The 18,227-nt window shown below is 49.5% G+C and carries 17 protein-coding genes; 10 read left to right on the top strand and 7 right to left on the bottom strand.

All coding sequences use genetic code 11. The annotated features are described in order from the left end of the window. Positions 1-22: 22 nt before the first annotated feature. Both MP213Fo_RS03880 and rnhA read left to right on the top strand, forming a co-directional pair. On the top strand, positions 23-982 hold the full coding sequence (locus MP213Fo_RS03880) for a homoserine kinase (protein WP_421090362.1): 960 nt from the start codon (positions 23-25) through the stop codon (positions 980-982). A 103-nt stretch (positions 983-1,085) separates the two neighbouring features. Further along, positions 1,086-1,526 (top strand): ribonuclease HI, encoded by a 441-nt coding sequence (gene rnhA, locus MP213Fo_RS03875; RefSeq protein WP_421090361.1) that lies wholly within the window; start codon positions 1,086-1,088, stop codon positions 1,524-1,526. Positions 1,527-1,601: 75 nt separating this feature from the next. On the opposite strand, the gene MP213Fo_RS03870 is transcribed toward rnhA, so the two are convergent. Continuing rightward, positions 1,602-2,087, bottom strand: coding sequence for a peroxiredoxin (locus MP213Fo_RS03870; RefSeq protein WP_421090360.1), 486 nt, complete (start codon positions 2,085-2,087; stop codon positions 1,602-1,604). A gap of 428 nt (positions 2,088-2,515) precedes the next feature. Between MP213Fo_RS03870 and MP213Fo_RS03865 the strand changes: the two genes are divergently transcribed. After that, the gene (locus tag MP213Fo_RS03865) at positions 2,516-3,106 is read left to right on the top strand and encodes a YqgE/AlgH family protein (RefSeq protein ID WP_421090359.1); all 591 of its coding nucleotides are present in this window, start codon (positions 2,516-2,518) and stop codon (positions 3,104-3,106) included. 112 nt (positions 3,107-3,218) lie between these two features. Here the strand turns inward: MP213Fo_RS03865 and MP213Fo_RS03860 are convergent, their stop codons facing one another. The 4 genes from MP213Fo_RS03860 to thrC all read right to left on the bottom strand — a co-directional run bounded on the left by MP213Fo_RS03860 (position 3,219) and on the right by thrC (position 9,690). After that, positions 3,219-6,074 carry an EAL domain-containing protein gene (locus MP213Fo_RS03860; RefSeq protein WP_421091002.1) on the bottom strand — a complete coding sequence of 952 codons (2,856 nt, stop codon included), beginning with the start codon at positions 6,072-6,074 and terminating at the stop codon, positions 3,219-3,221. A gap of 116 nt (positions 6,075-6,190) precedes the next feature. After that, entirely contained in the window at positions 6,191-6,814 is a 624-nt protein-coding gene (locus MP213Fo_RS03855) for a GNAT family N-acetyltransferase (protein WP_421090358.1), read from the bottom strand. 36 nt (positions 6,815-6,850) lie between these two features. Further along, positions 6,851-8,155, bottom strand: coding sequence for a M16 family metallopeptidase (locus MP213Fo_RS03850; protein ID WP_421090357.1), 1,305 nt, complete (start codon positions 8,153-8,155; stop codon positions 6,851-6,853). A 137-nt stretch (positions 8,156-8,292) separates the two neighbouring features. Then, entirely contained in the window at positions 8,293-9,690 is a 1,398-nt protein-coding gene (thrC, locus tag MP213Fo_RS03845) for a threonine synthase (protein WP_421090356.1), read from the bottom strand. A gap of 275 nt (positions 9,691-9,965) precedes the next feature. Between thrC and MP213Fo_RS03840 the strand changes: the two genes are divergently transcribed. Together MP213Fo_RS03840 and MP213Fo_RS03835 are read left to right on the top strand one after the other, a co-directional pair. After that, a complete protein-coding gene (locus MP213Fo_RS03840) occupies positions 9,966-10,550 on the top strand; it encodes a hypothetical protein (protein ID WP_421090355.1) in 585 nt (194 codons plus the stop codon). Between the two features lie 342 nt (positions 10,551-10,892). After that, positions 10,893-11,075: a hypothetical protein gene (locus tag MP213Fo_RS03835; RefSeq protein ID WP_421090354.1), complete on the top strand. Its 183-nt coding sequence runs from the start codon at positions 10,893-10,895 to the stop codon at positions 11,073-11,075. Positions 11,076-11,166: 91 nt separating this feature from the next. Here MP213Fo_RS03835 and MP213Fo_RS03830 read toward each other — a convergent pair whose 3' ends face one another. Then, positions 11,167-11,856, bottom strand: a complete 690-nt coding sequence (locus tag MP213Fo_RS03830) for an HAD family hydrolase (protein ID WP_421090353.1) — start codon at positions 11,854-11,856, stop codon at positions 11,167-11,169. A 399-nt stretch (positions 11,857-12,255) separates the two neighbouring features. Between MP213Fo_RS03830 and MP213Fo_RS03825 the strand changes: the two genes are divergently transcribed. After that, positions 12,256-13,389 (top strand): site-specific DNA-methyltransferase, encoded by a 1,134-nt coding sequence (locus tag MP213Fo_RS03825; protein ID WP_421090352.1) that lies wholly within the window; start codon positions 12,256-12,258, stop codon positions 13,387-13,389. A 124-nt stretch (positions 13,390-13,513) separates the two neighbouring features. On the opposite strand, the gene mutY is transcribed toward MP213Fo_RS03825, so the two are convergent. After that, a complete protein-coding gene (gene mutY / locus MP213Fo_RS03820; protein ID WP_421090351.1) occupies positions 13,514-14,677 on the bottom strand; it encodes an A/G-specific adenine glycosylase in 1,164 nt (387 codons plus the stop codon). A gap of 180 nt (positions 14,678-14,857) precedes the next feature. Between mutY and MP213Fo_RS03815 the strand changes: the two genes are divergently transcribed. From MP213Fo_RS03815 to MP213Fo_RS03800, 4 genes are all read left to right on the top strand, one after another. Beyond that, entirely contained in the window at positions 14,858-15,625 is a 768-nt protein-coding gene (locus tag MP213Fo_RS03815; RefSeq protein WP_421090350.1) for a glycosyltransferase family 25 protein, read from the top strand. Position 15,626: 1 nt separating this feature from the next. Beyond that, positions 15,627-16,880, top strand: coding sequence for an O-antigen ligase family protein (locus MP213Fo_RS03810; protein WP_421090349.1), 1,254 nt, complete (start codon positions 15,627-15,629; stop codon positions 16,878-16,880). Positions 16,881-16,900: 20 nt separating this feature from the next. After that, complete coding sequence (locus MP213Fo_RS03805) at positions 16,901-17,434, top strand: DUF721 domain-containing protein (RefSeq protein WP_421090348.1); 534 nt, start codon at positions 16,901-16,903, stop codon at positions 17,432-17,434. A gap of 119 nt (positions 17,435-17,553) precedes the next feature. Beyond that, on the top strand, positions 17,554-18,216 hold the full coding sequence (locus tag MP213Fo_RS03800; RefSeq protein WP_421090347.1) for a DsbA family protein: 663 nt from the start codon (positions 17,554-17,556) through the stop codon (positions 18,214-18,216). Positions 18,217-18,227: the final 11 nt, after the last annotated feature.

Raw genomic sequence — 18,227 nt, 5'->3', positions numbered from 1 at the left:
AAATCGGCTGGGGGAAAACAGCATGGCTGTCTATACGGATATTAATGAAATTGAACTGGCAGCCTATCTGGAACTCTATGATATCGGCACTTTGCTCTCCTATAAAGGCATTGCTGAAGGCGTAGAAAACTCCAACTATCTGCTGCGCACAACGCAAGGCACATTTATTCTCACCCTTTATGAAAAGCGTGTGGATCGCAATGATCTTCCGTTTTTTGTTCAACTGATGCAGCATCTGGCGTCGAATGGTATTGAATGTCCGCAGCCTGTTGTACAAAAAAACGGTGAGGCTATTGGTGAACTGGCGGGGCGCCCGTCAGCCATTGTTACTTTTCTTGAGGGGATGTGGCTGCGTAAGCCTGCGGCAGAGCATTGCTTTGCGCTGGGCGTGGCTATGGCGCAGATGCACTTGGCAGGGCAGGATTTTGCCATGCTGCGTGAGAATAATCTGACCATGAAAGACTGGCGACCTCTCTGGGAAAAATGCATGGTGGATGCCGATGCAGTGGAGCCGGGCTTGCGGGCGCAAACCGAAAGCGATCTGGTCTATCTTGAGCAGCATTGGCCGTCAGATTTACCACGCGGCATTATTCATGCGGATTTGTTTCCGGATAATGTGTTTTTCATCGGACAGAACCTGTCCGGTATTATTGATTTCTATTTTGCCTGCTCGGATATGCTGGTTTATGATCTAGCGATCTGCCTTAATGCATGGTGCTTTGAACGTGATTTTTCTTACAATCTCACCAAAGGCACGGCTTTGTTGCGCGGTTATAATTCGGTCAGGCCGTTATCTGCCAAGGAGCAGGATGCTTTGCCGGTTTTGTGCCGTGGAGCAGCAATGCGCTTTATGCTCACAAGGCTCTATGATTGGATCAATACGCCTGCTGACAGCTTTGTGACCAAAAAAGACCCTAAAGAATATCTGCGCCGGATGCGCTTTCATCGTGATGTGGTTTCGGCCAGTGAATATGGCCAGTGAATGGGGGCCAGTGATAAAGCCTGAAATATTTTTCTAGAGCGGTTTTCCTGCTTCAAAAAAATGAAAACGCTCTAATTGATAATTGAAGAAATGTGAGACCCGCTTGAAGTTGATTACAGTCTATACGGATGGTGCTTGTTCAGGAAACCCGGGCCCCGGAGGCTGGGGTGCAATCCTGAAATATAACGGGCACCAAAAAGAACTGAACGGCGGTGAGGCTGATACCACCAATAACCGGATGGAACTGATGGCCGCGATTAGCGCGCTGCAATCGCTGAAGGAGCGCTGTCAGGTCGATCTTTACACGGATTCCGTGTATGTGCGTGACGGTATTTCCAAATGGATTGAAGGCTGGAAGCGCAATGGCTGGAAAACTGCTGCCAAACAGCCGGTTAAAAATGCCGAATTGTGGCAGGAGCTTGATGCTGCCCGGAAAAATCATGAAGTGAACTGGCATTGGGTAAAAGGACATGCCGGCCACCCTGAAAACGAGCGCGCTGACGAGCTGGCCCGTGAAGGTATGGCGCCTTATAAAAAGCGCTGATTGTGTTTTGTTTAAACTCATAAAAAAGCCCGCCGGAAATATTCCAGCGGGCTTTTTTGATTGCAGTTTTGAATATCAGAGTGTTTCAAGCATAGCTTCTGCGGAAGAAACAGTGGCAACGCCCGGATTTTCTTCAATATTGAGGCTCTTCACAACACCATCTTCGATGAGTGCTGAATAGCGCTTTGAGCGCACACCGAGACCACCGCCGGAAAGGTCGATATCAAGACCCGCAGCTTTGGTGAAAGCGCCGATACCATCCGAAAGATAGACAATTTTGCCTTCGCCTTCAGTGGCCTTTGCCCATGCGCCCATAACATGCACGTCATTGACAGAAACAACCGCAACAGTATCAACACCCTTGGCAATCAGCGCATCGTAATTGCTGAGATAGCCCGGCAGATGGTTCAGAGTGCAGGTCGGGGTAAATGCGCCCGGAACCGCGAACAGGACAACTTTTTTGCCTTTGAAAACGTCGTCAGTGGTGATGTCTTTTACACCATCGGCAGTTTTGATTTTAAAGCTTGCAGCAGGCAGTTTGTCGCCGATCTGAATAGCCATTCCCGTTCTCCTTCATGTATCATTGCGTACTTATTATTGGCACTATGCATAGCCTTTCAAAAGACTTTGCGAAAGCGCTATTTAGATGAATTTTATAGCTTTAAAGTGTCAGAGTGTTTCTTGAAACAGAAAATATATCTTATAAAGCACTAATTTTGAACAAGGTTTAGTGGTGTAATGACCTGAACTTAAAAGAGAATTTAGTCTGTATCTTTTTTATTAGAAAATACATCCTGAAATGTAGCTTGGCACAAGTGGGTGCTGTGTTATGCTCTTTCGATAGAGGCCGTAAAAGTGACTTGTATAAAAAAGATAATCCGGATCATCTCTGGCATCGGCTCCAGTCACAATAACTAATATTGCATAGTCGTTTATACCGAGCTGCAAGACTGACGCCGACCATCCCTGATTTTAGCCAGTACCACTTCATGAGGCGCAAGGTGAATAGCGGATTTCTCAACGGGCAATTTTTGCTTGCAATGCCGGGCATGACAGATGAGCGTTTCGCCCGTAAGGTTATTTATGTCTGTGCGCATTCCGAGCAAGGCACGATGGGATTTATCATCAACCAGTTGCAGCCGCTTGAATTTCCGGATTTGCTGGTACGGCTGGGGCTTATTACCCAGCGCCAGTGTATTTTACTACCGGAGAAAGCACGCAGCTTAATGGTGCGTAATGGCGGGCCGGTTGAAACGGGGCGCGGATTTGTACTGCACAGCGATGATTTTATGGTTGAGGCCAGTATTCCGGTAACCGACGATGTGTGCATGACGGCAACACTTGATATTCTGCAGGCAATTTCTGACGGTACAGGGCCTAACAAGGCACTGCTGGCACTTGGCTATGCCGGTTGGGATGCCGGACAAATTGAAGTTGAGATTGCCAATAATGACTGGCTGATCTGCCCACCAACCAATGAATTGCTGTTTGACGGCGATATTCTTGGTAAATATGAGCGGGTCATGGCGCAGATGGGCATTGATCCTGGGCGGCTGGTTGTTCAGGCCGGCCATGCTTGATGCCGAGATATGGTGCCATACCTGATGCCATCTGTCTGACCATCATAACTAAACTAAGACATCAATTCACAGGCTTAAATTCTGTATTCAAGCCTGTTTTTGTCACCTTGTTTTATTCAACGGTCTGCCCGTTGAGCAAACGCGTGGCATTATCAGCTGTCATTGGCTGGCCAAACAGGAAGCTTTGAACATATTCACAGCCCATTTCGCGCAATTGCATGGCATCTTGTTCACTCTCAACACCTTCGGCCACAACTTTCAGCTCCAGATCCTGCGCCATTCTGATAATGGAGCGCAGTAATGTGGTTTTCTGCGGCTTGTCACCCTTAACAAAGGAACGGTCAATCTTGATCATATCGATCGGGAAACGCGTCAGATAGGCAAGCGATGAATAGCCGGTGCCAAAATCATCCAGCGACAGGCCGACACCCATAGATCGAAGTTCGGTCAGAAGATGCGCTGACTGCTCCGGATTTTCCATCAATACGGATTCCGTCAACTCCATTTTCAATGTGCCCTTGGTCACATGAGTGCGTGACAGGATCGCACGTACATCGCTCAATAAATCCTGACGAATGAGCTGGGTACTGGAAAGATTAACGGAAACAAACAGTTTCGGACGTGCCAGATTTTCCTGCCAGTTGAAAAGATCAGTGGCGGATTGCTGCATGGCAAACAGGCCGAGCGGTACAATAAGCCCTGAATTTTCAGCAATCGGAATGAATTCAGATGGTGAAATTGGGCCGCGGCGCGGATGCTCCCAACGCATCAAAGCTTCAAAACCTGCAATCGTGCCGTCCTGCAAATTTACAATCGGCTGATAGGCAATGGTAATTTCTTTGCGCTCAATAGCACGGCGCAGGTCAGATTCCAGCTGAAGCTTGTCGCTGCCAATGGCGCGGAATGCCGGACGGAACGGCTCAATGCGGTCACCGCCAAAACGTTTGGCCTGATACATCGCCAGTTCCGCATCCTTGATCATATCTTCTGCATGACCGGCATTGGCTGTCCATGTCAGCAGCCCCACAGAGGCGGTGAGAACAATCTCACGCTTGGCATAGGCAATCGGCGCACGGATGGCCTGACGCAAAGCTTCGGCAAAGGCTGCAACTTTAGCCGGATCGGATTCGGAAGCTAGTATCAGCCCGAACTGATCCGAAGACAGGCGAGACAGTGTATCCTGAGATTTCATCAGGCGGAACAGACGGCGTGAAACCGTGAGCAGGATCGTATCGCCGGCCGACATACCAAGGCTGTCATTGACTTGTTTGAACCGGTCAATATCAATCACAAACACAGTCGGCCGCAATTTGCTCTCGCTGTGCGACATGCTCATAACATTGGCAAGCCGGTCGAGAAACAGCTCGCGGTTTGGTAGGCCCGTGAGATTGTCATGGACTGCATCATGCAGCAGGCGTTCTTCAGCCTTTTTCTGCTCGGTCACATTGTGCAGCGTGCCGACACAGCGCACAATTTCACCATCAGAGCCGATAACCGGACGGGCACGCAATGCATACCAGTGATAATGGCCGTCATTGGCGCGCAGCCTGAATGTCTGGTGGATGCGGCCGCGGCGGTTTTCAAGAATGGAATCGAGCGTGGTGCGGAAACGGTCACGATCATCGCCATGCATCACCGGCAGCCAGTTGCGCACGGGCCCCAGCAGGCTCGCTGCACCGGTGCCAAGATAAGTGGCGATATCAGGTGTTGTCACCACGCGGTCACGCGGTACATCCCAATCCCAGACAATATCGCCGGAGCCGATCACCGCGAGTGCTTGGCGCTCCATATCCGAGAACAGGCCAACGCGCAGCACACCACCGGCAAAAGCATGCTGCATCACGGTAAAACCGATCAGCAATACAATCAGCACCAGGCCGCCACCAAGGGCAGGCTGCACAATATCATTATCCAGCCCTCCGGAGACAGCAAGCCAGGCGCCGGTCATCCATATACCAATCAACAGCCATGTCGGTATCAGCATGACAGCGCGGTCATAACTGCGTAATGACAGAAAGCCGATAATCGCAATGCCGAAAATTACGGTCAGCGCGAAAGAAATACGTGCAATACCTGCTGCAATCGGCGGATCAAAAATGGCAACGCCGCTCAGCATAATCAGGCCGAAGACCCATGCCACCGCACCATAGGAGAAATGGTCATGCCAGCGGTTAAGGTTGAGATAGGTGAATAAAAAGATCAGGAAACTGGCGGCCAACGCCACTTCGGTTCCCGCCCGCCACATTTGTTCATTGCCGGGGGTGATGGCAATCAGCTTGTTCCAGAAACCAAAATCCACACAGATATAGGCAAGAACCGCCCAGGCAAGTGCTGCAGCCGCCGGAAACAGCGATGTGCCGCGTACCACAAAGAGAATGGTCAGAAATAGTGCCAGCAGCCCTGAAATGCCCAACAAGATGCCACGGTAAAGCGTGTAGGAGTTGATCGTGTCTTTATAGGCATTGGGTTCCCACAGATAAACCTGCGGCAGGTTCGGCGAGGCCATTTCGGCTACCAGTGTGACCACCGAGCCCGGATTGATGGTGATCAGAAACACATCAGCATCGGGGCTGACCTGACGGTCAAGGGCAAAGCCTTCACTTGGCGTGATCGAAGCAATGCGCTGTGAACCGAGATCCGGCCATACAACACCGGAATTTACCAGACGATAATGCGGGGCAACGATCAACCGGTCAATCTGCTCATCGGTTGGATTGGCAATCGCAAAGGCTGCCCAATTGCCGCTGGAGCGCTTACTATCTGCCTGCACTTCAATGCGGCGCACAATGCCATCGGCACCGGGCGCGGTTGAAACCTGCACGGTATCGCCCTGGTTTTGCAGAATTTGCACAGCGCGAGTCAGATCAAGGGCGGTATCTTCTTTAGAAATTTTAATCGGCTCAACTGCAAAGGCAGGAGCTGTCAGCGGTAATAACGCAGCAAAAAAGGCAAAAATGCAGAAAAACATTTTCAATCGGTTATGAAAGTTTTCTGTCACTATCTTTACCTTTTTATTGTTATTCGGAACATAGGCCCATCTGATTGTCTCAGAGAACCTGCCCCTTGTGTTTTAAAGCATTCACACTAACGACCGGAAAGGCTGCGCAAAGCGCCGGTTCCTGCCGTTTTTAATTTTTCATCTCCTTCAATCAGGCCATAAAGCTGGTGATCCTGCCACAGGCCGTTAATCTTGAGATAAGAGCGTAATGTGCCTTCAAATAAAAATCCGGCTTTTTCAAGAAGCCTGACTGAACGCTGATTAGATGGAATACAGGCTGCTTCCAGTCTGTGCAACCGCAGTTCATTGAATGCGAAGGGGATAACCAACCTTAACGCATCATACATATAGCCTTGCCCCGCATGCGGCTCGCCACACCAATAACCAATCTGGCCTGATTGGGCGACACCGCGCTTCACATTTCCCAGTGTAATGCCTCCGAGCAGAACATTATCACGCTTGCGAAACATGAAAAGTGACCATGAATGGCCGTTGCGGGCTTCTTCCGTATAGTGGCGCAACCGCATCCGGTAACTGGTTTTCTCCAGCTCGTCTTCTTGCCAGACCGGCTCCCAAGGCGTGAGAAACGCGCGGCTTTTCTCACGCAAGACCGCCCATTGGCGGTAGTCATTCCATTGTGGCTCACGCAAATATATGCGCTCTCCCTTCAAATACACTGACGGTGATTTGCTGAAGGGAAAGCTGATCATGACATCCTGCAAATTCAGTTGTGATGATAAAGTGGATCAGACAGCGAGCTTGGCAGCAGGTTGTCTGTTGGCTGCATAGCCGCTCAAAGTATCGCGGATACCATCATAAGGCATCAGCTGGCTGACCGGCCCCACGGCTGCAATGGTTGGTTTGCTGTCAAGGAACATACGTCCAGCCAGATCTGTCAGCCGCTCGGGCGTGATCAGGCTCAGGCGTTCAAGCAGCTCCTCATTGGGAACAGGGCGACCATAAAGCAGCATCTGGCGGGCAATCTGACCTGCGCGGCTGGCCGCACTTTCCTGCGACATCAGCAGGCCGGCACGATATTGCGCTCGTGCGCGGTCAACTTCCTGAATATCGATATTATCGGAAGCTGCATAAAGCTCATTGAGAATAACCGGCACCAGTTCGTCAAGATTTTCACGCCCTGTTGCCGCATGAATACCGAACATGCCGGTATCGGAAAAGCCCCAATGGAAAGCATAAACGGAATAGCACAGGCCGCGTTTTTCACGCACCTGCTGGAACAGACGCGAAGACATGCCGCCGCCCAAAACCGATGCCAGCAATTGCGAGGCATAAAAATCCCGGACATGATAAGCACGACCTTCAAAGCCGATCAGAACCTGCGCATCCATCAGGTCGCGTTCTTCACGGTAATCACCACCAATATAATTGGCTTTTACCGGAGCAACCGAGGTGTTTTTCGCACGGAATGTGCCAAGACGGCTTTCAACTTCACGTACAAAAGAGGCGTGGTCAACCGCACCTGCGGCAACCACGACCATGCGGTCGGCGCTATATTGTTCATTAATATAGGTGCGCAAATCCTGTGAGGTAAATGACTGCACAGTTTCAGGTTCGCCCAGAATAGAGCGGCCGATTTGCTGGTTAAGATAGGCTGTTTCTGAAAAACGGTCGAAAACCACATCATCCGGCGTGTCGTGAGCAGCGCCAATTTCCTGCATGATCACGTTTTTTTCACGTTCCAGCTCGTCTTCATCAAATTTGGAACTGGTGAGAATATCGGCCAGAATATCAATGGCTAAAGGCAGGTCATTACGCAAAACACGGGCATAATAAGATGTGGTTTCAACACTGGTTGCCGCATTGATCTCGCCGCCAACATTTTCGATGTCCACAGCAATCTGCCACGCAGAACGGTTTTCAGTGCCTTTAAAGGCCATATGTTCCAGAAAATGCGCAACACCATGGCGGTTCTGCGCTTCATTGCGGGAGCCGGCTTTCACCCAGATACCCAGCGCAACGCTTTCGATCAAAGGCATGGTTTCGGTGGCGATTGTCAGTCCGTTGGACAGAACGCTAACTTCTACACCCATTTTCGGCATACTCCCTTGGCGACTTCGTCTGCCCTCTATGCTTTTCGATGCATATAAAGGCAGCGCGAAATCCATGCAATTTATGCAAACATGTTACGCAAATCTATTTCAATATGCGGATTTAGCTGCAGTTTTAATTATTTCGCAGCTCTGGAATGAGTACGAATGTGATCCTCAACAATCTTAAGGTCATTTTGAAGCGGGGTAAAATGTTCTTTTCGCTCCATCAGATCACCCAGCCAGTTTGGCAAAGCCGGCGACACGCCGCAAGCCTCTTTTACAGCATCGGGAAATTTTGCCGGATGCGCTGTTGCCAGCACAACCATTGGGACTGCAGAATTTACATTTTCGCGGGCAACTTTAACGCCGATGGCTGAATGCGGATCCAGCAGATAACCGTTTTGCTTCAATACAGTATCGATCACTGTCGCAGTTTCGCTGACTGTTGCACGACCGGCATCAAACTTTTCACGGATCATTTCCAGCGGTGCATCGGCAATAGTAAATTCGCCCAATTGACCGAGGCTGCGCATCAACCCGCGAATGGCTGCGGCATCACGTCCGTAAGCTTCAAACAACAGACGTTCAAAATTCGATGAGATCTGGATATCCATTGATGGAGAGGAGGTCTGCACAACACCGCGCATGGCATAAGCGCCAGAATTGACGGTACGCGACAGAATATCATTATCATTGGTGGCAACGATCAGGCGGTCAATCGGCAGGCCCATTTTCTGAGCAACAAAGCCTGCAAAAATATCACCGAAATTGCCAGTTGGCACTGTGAAGGATACCGCTCTGTCAGGCGCGCCAAGGCTGAGTGCTGAGGTGAAGTAGTAAACGATCTGCGGCATGATACGCGCCCAGTTGATCGAGTTGACACCGGAGAGTGACAGAGTATCGCGGAAATCGAGATCGTTAAACATGCCTTTGACAAGGGTCTGGCAATCATCAAAATTACCATCAATCGACAAGGCGTGCACATTGGCAGCCGTTGATGATGTCATCTGGCGCTGCTGTACCGCTGAGACACGGCCATGCGGAAACAGAATAAAAATGTCGGTGCGGTCGCGCCCTGCAAAGGCTTCAATCGCCGCACCACCGGTATCGCCCGATGTTGCGCCGACAATTGTGGCACGCTGGCCGCGCTGCGCCAGAAGATAGTCCATCATACGCGCGAGCAACTGCATCGCCACATCTTTAAAGGCCAGTGTCGGGCCGTGAAAAAGCTCCAGTACGAATTCATTGGAGCCGGTTTGCACGAGCGGGCAAACGGCTTCATGGCGGAAAGTACCGTAAGATTCGCGCACCATTTTTTCAAATTCGGCAGCAGGGATCTCATTATTCACAAAAGGGCTGAGCACAGCCAGCGCGATTTCCACATAGGATTTGCCACGCAATGCACGGATATCATCGGGTGAAAACTGCGGATAGGATTCCGGCAAATAAAGCCCGCCATCACGTGCCAGACCGGCCAAAAGCGCATCAGAAAAGCCTAAAACCGGCGCTTCACCACGTGTGCTGATATATTTCATACTGTCTCAGGCCTCATTCATTTACTGCTGGTCTGCACAATTATAGCCCGGTACAGGGTGGTTGGTGCAGCTTTTTTGGCAAGTCTGTTTTGTTTTTTTGTCAAATCTTTTGTTTCAGCCACGGCTATAAACGGATAGAGCTTGCCCTGCGTCACAAAAAACGTGAAAATCTTATCTCATAATGCATGTTAAGCGCCATGCGTCCATATGGATACGCGCACGGAGCTCTAAGATTTGGATATAGAATAGGTTCATCATTGCAGGAAGCCCGGTTTATGCAAAAAACTACTTTCAGACGTTTAAATCTCCGTTCATCCAACTTTGCCAGCTTTAGCCGCTTAGGCGTGGCAGCTTTGCTTGGTCTGGCTGTTGCCGGTTGTTCAACAAGCGGTACTGAACCGGCAGCAACCACTGCATCCGGTGAGCCGCGCGTTACACAGACTGATTTGCAGGTTTTTTGCCCGCGCATTACCTTACGTGAAGGTACCTCATTTTTCAGTACCTATGAAAAGGGCGGCAATGGCGATAGCAACCGTGTGGTCTATCAGGCGTCAATCGCCGATGTGACACGTGATTGTCGCCGCGACAACGGCAACCTGAATATTACTGTGGCGGCAGCCGGACGCGTGGTGCCGGGGCCGAAGTTCCGTAGCGGTACTATTACCATGCCTATCCGCGTTGCTGTGATGCAGGGCGACAAGGTTATTTCTTCAACGCTGCATAAGCAGGCAGTATCAGTAACCAACTCGCAGGCGGCAACGCAGTTTCTGTTTTCCGGCGCGTCATTTTCCGTGCCTGAGTCTTCCGCACGACAGGTTGAAATCTTTATCGGCTTTGATGAAGGACCGACAAAAGGCTGATCGATTCACAGCTTAAATATTAAGAAAAGCCGCGTTTCTTGTGCAGAAATGCGGCTTTTTCTTATTTGTTGAGCGCCATGCTAGTAAATATGGCGCAAATACTGTATGAAAAATTAACTATAGCTATAGAAAACGGTGTGTTTTTACCGCTTTAAACTTTCAATTCTTGCACGGTAAATAAAGCGTTTCTAGTGAATAAGCCTGATTAATCAATGTCTTAGTCACCCTTTGTCTGTGCTGATGAACTCTGTTTCATGATTTTAGCCTTAAAACCGGCATATTGGCCGCTAAAGTGATGAAATAATGAAACTATTTGTAATCTCTAACGTTTAGAATGCTGCTATGATGACAGTATATGAACTCATACAGGAACCAACCGATACCTGGGCCATTTTTGAAATGGAGTCCGGAGAACCGGTTATGATCGAAGGCCGCCCGATTATCGGTCTGAGCGAGACTGAGGCGCAGCAGGTTTATGCTGCCCTGACAGCCACCGTGAAAACCGAAAAGAAATCGGCCGCCTGATCTTAAATATAAAAAGGGCGTGTCATGCACGCCCTTTTTTAATGTTATTTTATGTATCTGCTCCGTTTTTATCGGAGAGAGGTCTTTGGGATCAGAAACCTTCGTCCCATTCGGCCATTGCTTCAATCACAGCCGGCAGATCACGGTGCCGGTTGATGACAGTTTCAGCGCCGGCTTCGGTCAGTTTATCTGCATGGCCTGGATAAGTATGTGCACCACCCGTAAAGCCGATTACACGCATGCCGGCGGCGCGTGCGGCAAGCACACCATGGCTTGAATCTTCAATCACAAAGCAACGCTTCGGGTCGGCATCAAACTGCTTGGCCGCATGCAGATAAACATTGGGCGCTGGCTTGGCCTCTTTGTTGCCCACTTCACGTGCGGCATAAATATGCGGGGCAAAAGCTTCATAGAGCGTTGAGCGTTTGAGCATCAGCTCCAGTGCTTCAGTGCTGGAGTTGGAGCAGATGGCTTTCGGGTAGGCGAGCTGGCTTACCACGTCTTCAATACCGTCAATCGTAAGCAGTTCTTTTTTGATCCGCTCGGTCATCAATTTGCGTGATTTTTCAATCAGCGAAGCCGAAATCGGCATTGAGGATTCACGCTCGATTTCCATTAAAATGGTCGGCCATGTCAGACCGGCAAAACGCTCTGCGATTTCTTCCGGCGAAATAGCATAGCCGGCATCTGTGAGCAGCTCGGATTCAATCTGAGCGGCAATGAATTCGGAATCGACCAGAACGCCGTCGCAGTCGAAGAGGATCAGCTGGGGTTTAGACATCAAAAATCCGTATAGTTTCAGCCGTCGTTAAAGCCGCACAAAGGGCAGAGCGACGGGTAAAGGGGAGGGGCGGGAATGATACGTAGCTATGATCTACACTCCGGAGCGTTTCAGCGTCAAATTATAAAATAACGACGCTTGCCTCTTATGGCGCCATTGTCACCCGCAAATCACTGATTTGCGGGTGACAATTTTAAAAGGATTTCGACGTGCTTTGATTTGAAAAGTTAAAAAACAAAACATAATCAGCGGGTTGTGAATCAAGGTTTAGGGTGGATTTGCAGAAATATGCTGTTTTATTCACTCAAAAACGTTTTTTAACGATGATCTTAACCCCATGTTTACCCTGTTCGGTAACCATAAGGACAGTAAAGCGTTCCTATGTTTAGCGAGTATCCCATGTCACTTGTTCGTCTTGTAAAAGATCTGCCAGAAGCCGCACCGCGTTCGGAATGGCTCGATACAATTCTTAAGGGTGACTGCGTTGCTGCGCTCGATCGGCTCCCGGATCATTCGGTAGATGTGATCTTTGCAGACCCACCTTATAATCTTCAGCTTGAAGGTGCATTGCACCGTCCGGATCAATCCAAAGTCAATGCGGTTGATGATCATTGGGATCAGTTCGACAGTTTTCAGGCCTATGATGCTTTTACCCGTGCATGGCTGCTGGCCTGCCGCCGCGTGTTGAAGCCAAATGGCACCATCTGGGTAATCGGCTCTTATCATAATATTTTCCGTGTTGGCGCATCGCTGCAGGATCTGGGTTTCTGGATGCTCAATGATATTATCTGGCGCAAAACCAATCCGATGCCGAATTTTCGTGGCCGTCGTTTTCAAAACGCACATGAAACGCTGATCTGGGCCTCCCGTGATCAGAAGAGCAAAGGCTACACATTTAATTACGAAGCTATGAAAGCTGCCAATGATGATGTCCAGATGCGCTCGGACTGGCTGTTTCCGATCTGCACGGGTCATGAGCGTCTGAAAGACGATAATGGCGATAAGGTTCATCCGACCCAGAAGCCGGAAGCTTTGCTTGCTCGTATTCTGATGTCGTCATCCAAGCCCGGTGATGTGATCCTTGATCCGTTTTTCGGATCCGGCACCACCGGCGCTGTTGCCAAGCGTCTTGGCCGTCATTTCGTCGGTATTGAACGTGAGCAGTCCTATATTGATGCGGCAACAGCCCGTATCAATGCGGTTGATCCTTTGGGTAAGACCGAGCTGAAAGTGATGACCGGTAAGCGCGCAGAGCCGCGTGTTGCCTTCATCAGCGTGATCGAGGCCGGCTTGCTGCGCCCTGGTGCTGTTTTATGTGATGCCAAGCGCCGTCATGCGGCAATTGTGCGTGCCGACGGTACATTGGCTGTCAATGGCGATGCCGGCTCCATCCATCGGATGGGCGCTAAAGTACAGGGTTTTGATGCCTGTAATGGCTGGACATTCTGGCATTATGAGGAAGAGGGCGTATTGAAATCAATCGACCTGCTTCGATCGGAAATGCGCGTGAATATGGCTCTGGCTGGTTCATAATATAGCTTGAGCGGCTTTGGCATAAATGAAGCTGCATCTGATGATGCGCTGAACTTTACAGCAGCGATCAATCAATAATTATCGGACTGACCTCCAGAGATGTCTGATTTTTAAAGCGCCGGTTTTATACCGGCGCTTTTTTTGTGGCGACTTGTTTAAAAGCATCGGGTAAAACAGCGCTGATCGCTTTTTTCATCACTGTTGGCAGAGCCTCGTCACTAAGTGCGTCAGCGGCAACCCACCAGCCATTATTGCTGGGCGGAAGATCTGCCGCCTCAGTTTTATAGATGCTAAGACGCAATTCAAAATGTGTGAATATATGGGTAATGCTGCCGCTGGCTTGCCAATTGCTGGTGAAAGGCGCCAGTTCAACTGAGGTTAGCTGCGCTATCTCTTGCGGTGATTGTGCTTCAGTTGCGCTGACCCAGTCACTATTTGGTACTTCACTCATGCCGCCGAGCAGGCCCTTATCGTCACGTTTGCGCAGATAGATCTGCCGTTGTGTTGACAGAATGATGAAGGCTGCGCCATAGCGGATCGGGCGGGGCTTTTTCGGTGGTTTAACCGGATATATCTCCGGTTCACCTTGCGTTGAAGCCATGCAATTATCTTGCAGAGGGCAGGCTAAGCAGGCCGGTTTTTTAGGAGTGCAAATTGTAGCACCGAGATCCATCATGGCTTGGGCAAAGTCGCCGGGGCGGTCTTGTGGTGTGATTTGTTGGGTGAAGGTGCGGATTTCTGCTTTTGCCTGCGGCATCATGGTTTTGATCGCAAATAACCGGCTGACAACACGCTCCACATTACCATCCACTACCGCTGCAGGAATGTTAAAAGCAATTGCGGCAATCGCAGCCGATGTATAATCGCCGATACCCGGTAGTTGCTTCAGGCCCTCAACACTGGCCGGAAATTTGCCATTATGCGCGCTGACAATCATATCAGCGCATTTTTTCAAGTTACGGGCGCGCGAATAATAGCCAAGTCCAGCCCATCCGCGCAGAACATCGTCTTCAGTCGCATCGGCAAGGGCCTGTATATCCGGCCATTTGCTTGTGAATTTAAGAAAATACGCTTTAACGGCTTCAACCGTGGTTTGTTGCAGCATAATTTCAGACAGCCATATGCGATAGGGATCAGGTTTGATACCTTTTCTATGCTCTGGCGGCGTGACGCGCCATGGCAAAACACGGTGATGACGATCATACCATGCCAACAGTTTTATGGCTTCTGTTGCATCCGACGCGGCAGATAATTCGCTTTGTAAAGGGGACAGGGGATCTTTCAGCATGGCCTTTTAATAAAGGATATCGTGGCACAATGCATCGGAAATTCATTGTATTTATCAAATTTGGGGGCGTGGCATTTAGGTGCTCTCCCTATGAATAAATTGACTGAAACTCCATAGCTGGCTACCAGTAAAAACTAATATTGCTATTATTGCGATAAAACTGCTCCGAAAGACTTCATATTGCTTAAAAAACAGAATTTCCCTGTCTACGTCCTCAATCTTGACCGCTCCAAAGATCGCTGGGATTCCCTCTGTCTTCATGCACAGGATTACGGCATTGAGATCAGCCGTGTTACTGCTGTTGACGGGAAATTGCTGCAGCCTGCGGATAAACAGTTTTTTGATGAAGAGGGTTTTCGCCGTGATCACGGTAAAACAGTGCTTGCCGCAGAGATCGGTTGTTATCTAAGCCATTTAAAAGCTTTGAAGCTGATTGCTGAGGGCAATGATTATGCTGGTGTCATAATTGAGGACGATATTCGTTTTTCAGAAGAGTTCGTATCAGTTGTAGAGGCCGCGTTGAAATTGCAAGGCTGGGATATCATTAAGCTCATTCATAATCGACTTGTGCGGTTTCGGCCATTTGCGCAACTCACTCCTGATGTTGCGATTGGGCGTGCCAGTCACGGACCGTTGGGCAATGCCGGAGCCTATATTGTTACGCAGGCGGGGGCGGCTAAACTGTTGAACGCCTTGCAGCGCATGCATTTACCGTATGATGTGGCTTTGGAGCGTGGCTGGGCCGGCTCTTACGATTTTTTTACCGCAGGCAAAGCCGTTGTCAGTAATGCCAATGAAACCGGCTCAACAATTTCGACGGGCAGAGACAGCTATTCCAGAGCCAAACTACCCGTATATCGGCGCATCGGCACGCTTATATTCCGTGTGAAAGATTATTTGAGCCGGATAATTTACAGCTATAGAACAGCCACCATTCGGCCGAGGTAATATGAAGATTTTACAGAAACATTTTCTGCTCCGCCGGAATATTGATTTATGGCTGCTATTCATTGCGGCAATGATGATGCCGCTGCGAGTACCGGTCGGACCGGTTATTCTTTTTATTTTCTCCTGCATCGGTGTCTATCTTGCTGTGTGCAAACACCGCTATCACCGGTTTTACAATGCGCGGTTTTTTGTGCTTATCACGGCCTATATGCTGTGGAGCCTGAGTTTGATGGCTTGGCGTGGTGAGTTGAACACTGAAAATCGCCAGATCGGTTATGTTCTGCTGTTATGGCTGTATTCATTCGCCGGATTGGGTGTTGTACTGATCCGAGATCCGTTGCGTATTTTTGCTTTAGGATCTCGTATAGGTCTGGTTCTATGTGCGATTGTTGTGGTGGTGCAGGAGCTGTGGTGGGGCGGGCGCATTGGTATTGGCGGTAATCCGGCGGTTTTTGCTTATGCAGCTGCTATTGTTGCAATTTCTGCGACCTTGCCGGTTAAAAATGCATCGCGTTGGTTACCGAACGGCCCCTGGTATCTCATTATTGGTACAGGTATTGTTTTTGCCTCTGAAACCCGGGCCGTTATGATTACGCTGGCATTGCTGGCTTTGGCTGAAATCATTGTGCTGATTTTCCGCATTGCCAATAATAAGGTGAAAATTGGCAGCTCGCTTGCTCTTGCCGCCTGCCTGACAGCTGTGATGACTGTGGGGCCAATGGCTTCGGTTTTATCGCAGCGCTTTTCCGGCATGGTGCATTATTACGAAACCGGTGATAGCAGCCGTTGGGCTGATAAAAAATCGGCGGATACCAGAGAGCAAATGTGGCATGGTGCCGGGCTGGTTATTATGCAGCATCCGCTGATCGGCGTTGGATCAGAGCAAAAAATGCCTGCAGTCAAAGCTGCATTGGGTGATGAGGCAACTTTACTGGATGGCTATATCCATGTGCATAATTCTGTGCTTGACGAGATGCTCGTCAATGGGGTGATCGGCTTTGCCATGTTGCTGGCCGCTGCAGTCTTCGGATTTACATTTTTGTGGTGTAACAATGCAAACAGCACTATTCGCCGGGTTTTAATTTACTTTACAATCACATGGGGCAGTTATGCTATGTTGCATAATCCGCTGCTGCACGAGACCAGTATTGCTGTGACAATGTTTTTCTTTAGTGTGCTTTACGGGGCAACAAGCAGAAATGTTCTGCGTAAGCGTTGCGGGGCAGAGCATGCAATCCGCAGCTATAATGTGTAAGTCAGATTGAATATTATATTATGAGTAATCAGGAGCGATCGGGAAACAGGCCGCAGAAATCGAGTTTCAAGCCGCTGGCAGATACCGCCGGTGATGTGCTTGATCCGGTATTGCGAAAACGTGCCGGAATTAACTTGTCGCTGATCCAGGCATGGGAAGATGTCGTGGGGCCGCAGATCGGCTTGCAATCACGGCCTTTGCGTATTTTGTGGCCTAGGCGTGCTCATGAGGATGACCCGTTTCAGCCTGCGACTTTAATCATTGGTTGTGAAGGCATGGCGGCAATGCGCATTCAGCATTCAACCGGCGAAATTATCAGTCGCGTCAATGCATTTTTAGGCTTTGCCGCTATAGCCCGTATTCGTATTGAACAAAAATCCGTAGCGGTTGCGGTACAGCGCAAACCAAAGCAGATGATGCCTGTCGGAGCTCCTGCAGAGAAAAAACTGACACAAGCCACTGCTATGATTGAAGATGAAGGCTTGCGCGCCTCGCTGATGCGACTTGGCCGGAATATTATCGCTGAAAAAGCTGCGAAAAAGCAGGGGTCCTGAAGCTAAACACAGCATAGTCAGGAGTTTATTAAAAAACCTTAAGGTGCCTGTCTAAATTCCGGCACTATACTCTATTATTAAGCAATCTATAGCAACGTTATGAGAGACGGGTGATTCGTATGATATCTCAATTGAACCGCAGACAGCTTCTTGGCAGTGCCGCTCTGGCGACTGCGGCCTTATCGGTTACTGCTGCTGCCCCTGCCTTTGCACAGGCAAGCGCACCAAAGTCTGATGGTACCGTCGACATGAAGAAGCTGCTGGAAGCAGGTAAGCTTGAAGATAAAGTCATTGGCAATGCTGATGCGCCTGTTACCATTGTAGAATATGCTTCAATGACCTGTTCGCATTGTGCGGATTTTACCGTTAAAACATTTCCAGCTATTAAAGAGAAATATATCGATAGCGGTAAAGCGCGTTTGATTTTCCGCGAGTTTCCGTTCGATCCGCGTGCAACTGCTGCTTTCATGCTGGCGCGTTGCGCACCCGATGATCGTTACTTCCCGATGGTTGATGTATTGTTCAAACAGCAGATGCAATGGGCTGCGGCTGAAGATGCACAGGCTGCCTTGTTACAAATCGCCAAATTGGCCGGTTTTACACAGGAGACATTCAATGCCTGCTTGACGAACCAGCAGCTTCTCGATGATGTAAACTCTGTTCGTGATCGTGGCGCTGAATTCGGTGTGAATGCAACGCCTACTTTCTTTATTAATGGCCAGAAATATTCCGGGGCGCTTTCGGTTGAGCAGATGTCAGCAGTTATCGACAGTATGCTGTAATCCTGATGCAT

The organism is Pseudochrobactrum mosebachae, from assembly GCF_048914685.1.
GTDB lineage: Bacteria > Pseudomonadota > Alphaproteobacteria > Rhizobiales > Rhizobiaceae > Pseudochrobactrum.
Note: the sequence above shows the minus strand (reverse complement) of the source record. Positions and strands in the feature narration are given on the sequence as shown.